Origin of the sequence: Pseudomonas sp. B20 (assembly GCF_020515755.1) — a bacterium.
In the GTDB taxonomy this organism is placed as follows: domain Bacteria; phylum Pseudomonadota; class Gammaproteobacteria; order Pseudomonadales; family Pseudomonadaceae; genus Aquipseudomonas; species Aquipseudomonas syringae.
Genome location: NZ_JAHPJG010000013.1, coordinates 195,019 through 203,606, shown reverse-complemented (window position 1 = coordinate 203,606; position 8,588 = coordinate 195,019). Strand labels below are relative to the sequence as shown.

Sequence of the window (8,588 nt, the reverse complement as noted above, 5' to 3'; positions counted from 1 at the left end):
TGTCCGGGAAATACTTTTCGTGGCGCGCGGCGCAGCGTAAATCAGCCCGGCGCGCCTTGCTTATCGTGCCAGTGCTCTGCGTGAGGAACGAGAGGTGTCCGGGAGATACTTTTCGTGCCTATGCCCGGCGCGCCTTCTGTACAACCATCGACGGGAGTAAAACGACCATGCATTCAGACGCACTTTCCTGGGGCCACGGGCCTCGTCTGTTCGAAGTCTTCCTTGAGCCGACCTGCCCCTTTTCGGTGAAGGCCTTCTTCAAGCTCGATGAGCTGCTGGCTCAAGCCGGAGAAGACAGGGTCACGGTCAAAATCCGCCTGCAATCGCAGCCCTGGCACATGTTTTCGGGTGTCATCGTGCGCTGCATTCTGGCGGCTGCGACCCTTGAAGGCGGCAAGCAAAGCGCCAAGGCGGTCATGACGGCGGTTGCGTCGCACCGTGAGGAATTCGAGTTCGAACACCACGCCACCGGCCCGAACATGGATGCGACGCCCAACGACATCATCGCGCGCATCGAGCGTTACAGCGGCCTCGCGCTGGCGGAGGCTTTCGCCAATCCCGAGCTTGAGCAGGCCGTGAAATGGCATGCCAAATACGCTCGCCAGAACGGCATACACGTCTCGCCGACCTTCATGGTCGGCGGTCTTGTGCAGCCGGGCTTGAGCAGTGGCGACCCGGTATCGAAGTGGGTCGCGGAGATAGGTTGAGCGACGAGCTCAACCCAGCGCATCGATCCGCTCATTGATCCACTCGCGGCTGCGCGCCAGCGCCTTGCGCGCCAACGTGGTCGGGAAGTGGATGAAGCCGTGCGGCGACTCGGGCATGAGGTGCATTTCGACCTCTGCCGAGTCGGCCCAGCGCTCGGCCATTTGCAGTGTGTCATCCAGCAGCGGGTCGATCTCTCCGACGAACATCAGTGCGGGCGGAAGGCCGGTAAGATCGCCATACAGCGGTGACAGTGGCGGCTCGCGGCGTTTATCGTCGCTTCGGTCGGGGGTGAGCGCGCGCATGGCGCCGACCATGCCCGGACCGTCCAGCACCAGCGTCTCCGGCCCTGCGGTGCGCACGCTCTTGGTCCCCGTCAGGTCGTAGACGCCGTAGTACAAGACCGTACCCACTATCCGCTCGAGCAGATCAGGTCGGCTTTTCAATTTCAGAAGCGTGGCTGCGGCAAGATGCCCGCCAGCGGATTCGCCGACCACGATAACCGGCAGGCCGGCAAACTCCTCGCAGTCTTTGCCCAACAGCCAGCAGGCGGCGGAAAAACAATCCTCCATCAGGCCCTCGATGGGGGTTGTCACAGCAAGTCGATAATCAACCGAAACAATGGCCACGTCGCAGGCGTTAACCATGCCGACGTTGAGATCATCGTTCATCTGGGCGTTGCCGATCACCCATCCGCCGCCGTGGATATCGAACACCACGCCCCGGGGTTTGCCTTTGGGGCGGATGATGCGCACGGGTACCGGTACGTTACCCGAGCTGACCGTTCTTTTCTCGATGCGAAGGTCATGCCCTCCCGGTTTCAGGGCACTGCCGATCTGCGCTGCACGCAACAGCGCCTGAATCAGCCGGGGCGTGACGCGATTGCGAATCTGGAAACGCGGCATACGCGCGAGGGTTTTATTAAACCGTCGTACTTCTACCAACTCCTGCTCACTGCAAGGCCAAGGCTGTTTTGTGTCCAATTTCTGCTCTCTTGTCAGGCTGACGTATGCAGGGGCGCGCAACGCTGTTTGCCCCCACCTGTACCTGAGAGGCTCTCAGTCGTAGAACGGTTCAACGGATGCCCGACTGCCCACGAAAAAACTGTCCGCGACCAGCCGCAACGGTTGCAGGTCCAGGTCACTGGCTGTATCGCCAATCAGCTGCTGGAAGTGGCGATACACCGCGGCGTACTCGCCCTCTTCCGAAACAGACTGACGCACGCCGTCGATACTCAACAGCGCACCGCCGTTGTCCAGGCGCAACGTGCCTTCGGCGCAGCGAATCTCGATGCTCCAGAGTTCGTCGTGACCATGGTCGAAATCGAACTCGGCGCGGACATCGAGATGGCGCGTGTCGGACATTTTGATGGACGCAGCGATAGGCGACTGGCAATTGCTCGGCACGCGCAGTTCGGCAGACTCGACGAACAATGGCAGTGGCAGCAGGTGCGTCACGATCGACAGGGCATTGATGCCCGGATCGAACACGCCCAGGCCACCGGGCTGCCAGATCCACGCCTGACCGGGGTGCCATTTGCGCACGTCTTCTTTCCAGTCGATCTGCACGCTCTGCAGGGTGCGGGTGGACAACCACTCACGCGCCGCTTCGATACCCTGCGCGTAACGCGAATGCCAAGCGAACAGACCGCTGACGCCCTGCTCTTGCACCTGGGTCACCAACGCCATCGCCTCACCCAGGGTCGCGCACGGCGGCTTCTCGACCAGCACGTGTTTGCCGGCCGCCAACGCCTCTTGCACCAGGGCAAAGCGACCTTGCGGGGGCGTACAGAACGCAATGGCGTCAACCTGCAGCCCGCTCGCAAGCAGTTCGCCCAGGGATTTGAAATTCTCTACCCCGGCGCACGGCTGGCCTTGCGTAGCCACGGCCACCAGCTCAAACGCGGGATTGGCGTGGATCGCAGGGACGTGTTGATCCTGCGCAATCTTGCCGTAGCCCACCAGACCGAGACGAATCGGTTGCATACATGACTCCTGAGTTTTTGTAATTATCGTGCGGCACAGTAAACCAGATGTTAATCGTGGTCGGTAAGGGGCATCGGCGCGGGAGCTGTTTTCGTCCAGTGGCCAGCCGATCTCACATTCGATAATCTTCAGTGCCTGCTCAGGCCCCTGCGATTCTGCAGTTCAGAATGCTCCGCATCCTATTTGGTTTAACTTCACGAGCGCAGAACCACGCCATCACTCAATAGTCTTAGCCTTGCAGTCATTGCCTTGTATAGTTGCCCTCTTCATCTCAGGAGCTTTCCATGCGCATTCCTTCTCGCTTGATCGGTGGCGTTCTGGTCGCCACGTTGCTGACTCAGATTTCGGCCTGCGGCAGCATTTTCTATCCTGATCGTCGTGGTCAGATCGATGGCAAGGTGGACCCGGCCATTGCGGCGCTGGATGCTTTCGCGCTGCTGTTCTATATCGTTCCGGGCGTGATTGCGTTTGCAGTGGACTTCGCCACTGGTGCGATCTATTACGGGCCCGGCGAGCATGCGCAGATTGATCCGCAAAAGCTGCAAAAAGCGCTCAAGGCTGACGGCAGTGTCGACAACACCAAGCTGCAGGCCATCATTGAAACCGAGCTGGGCCGTTCCCTGCCGTTGAACGACCCACGCCTGATCCAGCACAAAGGCAGTGTGGAACAACTGGCAGCGCTGGGCCTGGTCCCGGCCGCCTGATATAGATCCCTTTCAAGGAAGCGTCATGAGCACCACTGCCGAACATTCCCGACTGCTGCGTCTGGCGACGCGGGCCTCGCTGGCGGTTGCCACGACGCTGATCCTGGCCAAGGGCGTTGCCTGGTGGCTGAGCGGCTCGGTGAGCCTGCTGGCCGGTCTCACCGACTCGCTGCTGGATGGCGCCGCCTCGTTCCTCAACCTGCTGGCGGTGCATTACGCATTGCGCCCTGCCGATGACGATCATCGCTACGGACACGGCAAGGCGGAAGCGCTGTCGGGCATGGCGCAGGCGTTGTTCATCACCGTCAGTGGTGTGCTGATTGCCGTTCAGGCAGTCGAGCGCATCCAGAACCCGGAACCGCTGGGCGCGCCGCTGCTGGGCATGGTGGTGATGGTGGTTTCAATCGCGCTGACGATCGCACTGCTCACTCTGCAATACCGGGTGATCAAGGCGACCGGCTCGGCAGCGATCCGCGCTGATTCGCTGCACTACCGTTCAGACCTGCTGCTTAACGGCAGTATTCTGGTAGCGCTGACGCTGGCGTATTTCGGCTGGCAGCAGTTGGATGCTTACTTTGGCTTGGGCATCGCGGTGTATATCTTGTGGAGCGCCTTTCAAATCGCCCGCGAAACGATATCGGTGCTGATGGATGCGGAATTGCCCGCCGATGTCAGTACTCAAATGCTGGCACTGGCGTGCGAAGTACCGGGCGTGCTCGGGGCGCATGATCTGCGTACACGAATCTCCGGCAATCACTGGTTTGTGCAGTTGCACCTGGAGCTACCGGGCAGCCTGACGCTGTCGGTCGCCCACGCCATTTGTGATCAGGTGGCTGACGCCATTCACCAGCAATTCCCGAAGGCCGAAGTGCTGGTACACGCCGACCCTCAGGAAGTCGTCAAGCAGGCCAGTGCCTGACCGCAATCAGTTGACGCTGTAACCTCGCCCCGCCAGGCACGCGCCCATCGAGCGACGATACAGATCGACCACGTCAGGCGGCGGCTGGCCGGTGACATTGGCCGGGTCGAAACCGCTTTGCTCCGCAGCCCAGCGGTAGCACTGGTATTTATCCAGCTCGACCTGCTGCGGGCTCTGCCCGTTTGCAGGGTAGGCCACCGGATCGTAGCCATTGCCCTGCTGTTCGGCCGGCGGAGCCTGATACACGGCTTCGTTCTGCGGCGGATTGACCACCACGTAGTCCTGACTGTCCGGCTGGTAGGCGTAATAGGTCCCGGCAGCCAGAAACAGCAGGCTGCTGCCGATCCATACTTCCTGAGAGTAGGACGGTAGTCTGCTGACACGCACGCCGTAGGGCGGTGTCACCACGACATAACGCGGGCCTTGCGGGCGATACCAGTAGCCACCCGAGTAGTAATAGTCCTGACCACGATAGGGAATACGCGAGTAGCCACCCGGTACGCGATCTATCGCATGGCCAGGCCGATATTGCGGACCTGGCCCCCAGCCATTGCCGTGCCCGTCGGGACGCCCTTCCCAACGGTCATTGGGGCGACCGTTGCCGGCCTGCCAGTTGCGGTTGTTGCCGCGTGGAATGTCCTGGTAATAGCCCTGACGCGGCGGCTGGGTTTGCCACGCCTCTTTCGGGCCGCTCTGGATCGGCAGGTTGTCCTGGGCCTGGCGCAACTGCTGACGCTGCTGGTTTTGCTGCTGCTGAATCTGGCGCTGCTGATCACGCTGTTGCTGCTCGATCTGCTGTTGCTGCTGGCGCTCGACGTTGCGCTGCTGAAGCTGCTGTTGCTGGATCTGCTGCTGTTGCTGACGTTCGACCTGACGCTGCTGATTCTGCTGTTCCTGAATCTGGCGTTGCTGATTGGTCTGCTGTTGGTTGATCTGCTGTTGCTGCTGACGCTCGACCTGGCGCTGCTGGTTTTGCTGCTGCTGGATCTGCCGCTGCTGATTGTTCTGCTCTTGAGCACGCTGCTGTTGCTGCTGACGCTGCTGCGCGTTTTCACCGGGGCTGCCGTAAAGCGGATTGCGCGGTGGTTCATCACGTTCGTCGGCCAGCGCCTGAGCACTGATGCTCAGACACAACAGACTTACACCCGCAAACTGCCAGATGCCAGATTTCATGCTTTCCTCACTAGAGCGCGGGTTGACGTCATTAAGACTGTTTAAGCGTAGCGCCGTTCTGCGCACTTTATCAGCAGACAAAGAAAAGGGGACCAAATGGCCCCCTTGAGATACTTCGTCCTGGCGCAGCGCTTTTGACGCTGGCTCACCTCATGCCGTCTTCTGGACAGTATGTAGCCCGGGGGCCTGGCCCACCCTGTCGGGTGGGAGGCCGCGACTGGCCTGATTCGGCGGGTCGCGCTGGACGCTGTGTCCGGGCAGTGATTCTGTTTAAAAGAATAGGCCTGAGGCTGAGGCAGAAGATTGCTAATATTGCGGATTAAAACATTACTTGCGCAATTTTTGACTTCAGATGAATAATCCAGCGCAATTGAATTGATAATGGGGTGCATCGTGAGCAAGCTCGACAGATACGACCTGAGCATTTTGGCTGAATTGCAACGGGACGCACGGATATCCAACCAGGAATTGGCCGAACGCATTGGTCTGTCGCCGTCACCCTGCTCGCGCCGGGTCAAGCAACTGGAAGACGACGGTTATATCGTGCGCCAGGTTGCCCTGCTGGATCGCAAGAAACTGGGTCTGAACCTGACCGCCTACGTGCTGATCGGCATGGACCGACACACCCCCGAGCGTTTCGAGAACTTCGAGCAGCAGATCCGCAACCTGCCTCAGGTACTGGAATGCAGCCTGGTGACCGGTATGGACGCGGACTATCAACTGAAAGTGGTGGTGCCGGACATGGATCACTATCAGAAACTGCTGCTGGGCCATCTGACCCGCATCGAAGGCGTGACCAGCGTCAAATCGAGCTTTGTGCTCAATCAAGTGCTGGCCAGCACCGAAATGCCGCTGACTCACCTGCGCAACTGAGCCAGCACCGGCATTACAGTTTTGCGGCGACTTCCCTGTACTGGCCCTGATCAAGGCCCTCAAGCGTCCAGTCGCCAATCCTGACCCGCACCAGGCGCAGGGTCGGCAAGCCGACTGCAGCAGTCATGCGCCGCACTTGCCGATTGCGCCCTTCCTTGATCACCAGCTCCAGCCAGCTTGTCGGCACGCTCTTGCGAAAGCGCACGGGCGGGTTGCGCGGCCAGAGTTGCGGCTCATCGAGCTGCCGCGCTTCGGCGGGCAAGGTCGGCCCGTCGTTGAGCTGGACACCGTCGCGCAAGTGCTGCAATTGCTCATCGCTCGGCTCGCCTTCGACCTGCACCCAGTAGGTCTTGGCCAGCTTGTGCTTGGGATCGGCAATGCGCGCCTGCAACTGGCCGTCGTTAGTCAATAGCAGCAAACCTTCGCTGTCGCGATCCAGGCGCCCGGCCGGATAGATGCCGGGGATCTTGATGAAGTCCTTGAGCGTGGCCCGCCCCTCCTCATCGCTGAACTGGGTCAGTACATCGAAAGGCTTGTTGAACAGGATCAGCTTCGGCTCGGCCGGTGGCGCTTTGGCGACACGCCGGGCAGCACCTTCCGGTTTGGAGGCAGGACGGCGGGAATCGGGGCGTTGGGTGCGGGACATGAGAATTCGGCAATCGGAAAACAGAAAGGGCCACTTTAGTGGCCCTTGGTGCAAATACCAATCTATTAACGGCAAGCCATCAACGGAATGGCGGCTCGTCGAAGCTGCGCAGTTTGCGTGAGTGCAGCGAGTTCAGCTCGGTGCGCAGCAGGTCCAGCGCAGCAATACCGATCTTCAAATGCTGGCTCACCGCACGCTCATAGAACGCATTCGCCGAACCCGGCAGCTTGATTTCGCTGTGCAACGGTTTGTCGGATACGCACAGCAACGTGCCGTAAGGCACACGCAGGCGATAACCCTGAGCGGCGATGGTGCCACTTTCCATGTCGACCGCCACTGCGCGCGACAGGTTGATCAGCGGACGTTCCTGAGCCCAGCGCAGTTCCCAGTTACGGTCGTCATAGGTCAACACCGTGCCGGTGCGCAGGCGCTTCTTGAGCTCTTCACCGCGCTCGCCGGTAATCTGCGCAGCCGACTCCTGCAAGGCCAGTTGCACTTCGGCCAAGGCCGGAATCGGGATATGCGGCGGCAGTACACGGTCGAGAATGCCGTCGCGACGCATGTAGGCGTGAGCCAGCACGTAGTCGCCAATGGTCTGCGACTGACGCAGGCCGCCGCAGTGACCGATCATCAGCCAGCAATGCGGACGCAGCACCGCGAGGTGATCGGTGATGTTCTTGGCGTTGGACGGGCCGACGCCGATATTGACCAGCGTCACGCCGTGACCGTCTTCGGCGATCAGGTGGTAGGCCGGCATCTGATAGCGGTGCCAGACCACGCTGGCGACGATGGCCTGCGCTTCGTCCTGGCCCATGCTCTTGTCGACTACCACGTTACCCGGCAGGACCATGCGCACGAAACGCGGGTCTTCGCGGAGCTTTTCCAGGCCGTGCAGAATGAACTGATCGACATAGCGATGGTAGTTGGTCAGCAGAATCCACGGCTGCACATGGCGCCAGTCACTGCCGGTGTAATGCACCAGACGGCGCAGCGAGAAATCCACCCGCGCAGCGTCGAACAGCGCCAGTGGCAGCGGGTCGACGTTGGCCCAGTCGTAAAGGCCATCGGCAATGCCATCGGTGGCAGCCGACAGGTCGGTGCTCGGGAACACCCGTGCCAGCGCCGCAGCGGTGACGCCGGTGCCGGCGAGCTCATCGCCCTGCTCGACCACGTAAGGATAAGGAATGCTCTGCTCGCTCATGCCGACTTCGACCGTCACGGTGAAATCGTTCATCAGCGGGACAAGTTGTTCGAGCAGGTATTTTTTGAAGGCCTTGGGCTGCGTGACGGTGACGCTGTAGGTGCCCGGCAGTTGCACCTTGGCGTAGGCGCGCGTGGTCACCGGCACTTCGCCCTGGCATTTGTAGACCAGGCGCAGTTCCGGATAGCTGAATTGCGCGCGCTCTTCGGCGGTGGGTTCGACGCGGTCTTTCAGGTAGCGCTTGAGCGCCTGACTCAGCGCACTGGTGGCGCGTTCATGCAGCTCGGCGAGCCGTTCTACAGCCTGCTCGGCGGTGTCGACAACAACAAAGGCTTGGGTCACGATTCATGTCCTGTCTGATCTTGCAGACGTGCATCGTAAC

The 8,588-nt window shown here is 60.7% G+C and carries 10 protein-coding genes; 5 read left to right on the top strand and 5 right to left on the bottom strand.

Features of this window, described 5'->3' with window-relative positions; genetic code table 11:
• Positions 1 to 167: 167 nt before the first annotated feature.
• Positions 168 to 707, top strand: a complete 540-nt coding sequence (locus LIX91_RS14715; protein WP_003419277.1) for a DsbA family protein — start codon at positions 168 to 170, stop codon at positions 705 to 707.
• Between the two features lie 9 nt (positions 708 to 716).
• Here LIX91_RS14715 and LIX91_RS14710 read toward each other — a convergent pair whose 3' ends face one another.
• Both LIX91_RS14710 and LIX91_RS14705 read right to left on the bottom strand, forming a co-directional pair.
• Positions 717 to 1,688, bottom strand: coding sequence for an alpha/beta hydrolase (locus LIX91_RS14710; protein WP_226488680.1), 972 nt, complete (start codon positions 1,686 to 1,688; stop codon positions 717 to 719).
• A gap of 75 nt (positions 1,689 to 1,763) precedes the next feature.
• Positions 1,764 to 2,690: a Gfo/Idh/MocA family protein gene (locus tag LIX91_RS14705; protein ID WP_226488679.1), complete on the bottom strand. Its 927-nt coding sequence runs from the start codon at positions 2,688 to 2,690 to the stop codon at positions 1,764 to 1,766.
• A gap of 284 nt (positions 2,691 to 2,974) precedes the next feature.
• Between LIX91_RS14705 and LIX91_RS14700 the strand changes: the two genes are divergently transcribed.
• Both LIX91_RS14700 and LIX91_RS14695 read left to right on the top strand, forming a co-directional pair.
• Positions 2,975 to 3,394, top strand: coding sequence for a hypothetical protein (locus tag LIX91_RS14700; protein WP_003340868.1), 420 nt, complete (start codon positions 2,975 to 2,977; stop codon positions 3,392 to 3,394).
• Positions 3,395 to 3,419: 25 nt separating this feature from the next.
• Positions 3,420 to 4,313, top strand: coding sequence for a cation diffusion facilitator family transporter (locus tag LIX91_RS14695; protein WP_003419283.1), 894 nt, complete (start codon positions 3,420 to 3,422; stop codon positions 4,311 to 4,313).
• A gap of 6 nt (positions 4,314 to 4,319) precedes the next feature.
• On the opposite strand, the gene LIX91_RS25635 is transcribed toward LIX91_RS14695, so the two are convergent.
• A complete protein-coding gene (locus tag LIX91_RS25635; RefSeq protein WP_046236189.1) occupies positions 4,320 to 5,039 on the bottom strand; it encodes a DUF6515 family protein in 720 nt (239 codons plus the stop codon).
• Between LIX91_RS25635 and LIX91_RS25630 the strand changes: the two genes are divergently transcribed.
• A complete protein-coding gene (locus tag LIX91_RS25630) occupies positions 4,983 to 5,531 on the top strand; it encodes a hypothetical protein (protein WP_317135433.1) in 549 nt (182 codons plus the stop codon). The two genes, LIX91_RS25635 and LIX91_RS25630, sit on opposite strands and share 57 nt — an antisense overlap.
• A 336-nt stretch (positions 5,532 to 5,867) precedes the next feature.
• Complete coding sequence (locus LIX91_RS14685) at positions 5,868 to 6,359, top strand: Lrp/AsnC family transcriptional regulator (protein ID WP_003419292.1); 492 nt, start codon at positions 5,868 to 5,870, stop codon at positions 6,357 to 6,359.
• A gap of 13 nt (positions 6,360 to 6,372) precedes the next feature.
• Here the strand turns inward: LIX91_RS14685 and LIX91_RS14680 are convergent, their stop codons facing one another.
• Positions 6,373 to 7,005 carry a pseudouridine synthase gene (locus LIX91_RS14680; protein ID WP_226488677.1) on the bottom strand — a complete coding sequence of 211 codons (633 nt, stop codon included), beginning with the start codon at positions 7,003 to 7,005 and terminating at the stop codon, positions 6,373 to 6,375.
• Between the two features lie 79 nt (positions 7,006 to 7,084).
• Positions 7,085 to 8,548, bottom strand: coding sequence for an AMP nucleosidase (gene amn, locus LIX91_RS14675; protein WP_003392026.1), 1,464 nt, complete (start codon positions 8,546 to 8,548; stop codon positions 7,085 to 7,087).
• Positions 8,549 to 8,588: the final 40 nt, after the last annotated feature.

What these genes read in the sequence shown, in the direction of transcription:
- LIX91_RS14715 (WP_003419277.1), top strand. Translation starts at nt 168, where the DNA reads ATGCATTCAGACGCACTTTCCTGGGGCCACGGGCCTCGTCTGTTCGAA.
- LIX91_RS14705 (WP_226488679.1), bottom strand. Translation starts at nt 2,690, where the DNA reads ATGCAACCGATTCGTCTCGGTCTGGTGGGCTACGGCAAGATTGCGCAG.
- LIX91_RS14700 (WP_003340868.1), top strand. Translation starts at nt 2,975, where the DNA reads ATGCGCATTCCTTCTCGCTTGATCGGTGGCGTTCTGGTCGCCACGTTG.
- LIX91_RS14695 (WP_003419283.1), top strand. Translation starts at nt 3,420, where the DNA reads ATGAGCACCACTGCCGAACATTCCCGACTGCTGCGTCTGGCGACGCGG.
- LIX91_RS14685 (WP_003419292.1), top strand. Translation starts at nt 5,868, where the DNA reads ATGGGGTGCATCGTGAGCAAGCTCGACAGATACGACCTGAGCATTTTG.
- LIX91_RS14680 (WP_226488677.1), bottom strand. Translation starts at nt 7,005, where the DNA reads ATGTCCCGCACCCAACGCCCCGATTCCCGCCGTCCTGCCTCCAAACCG.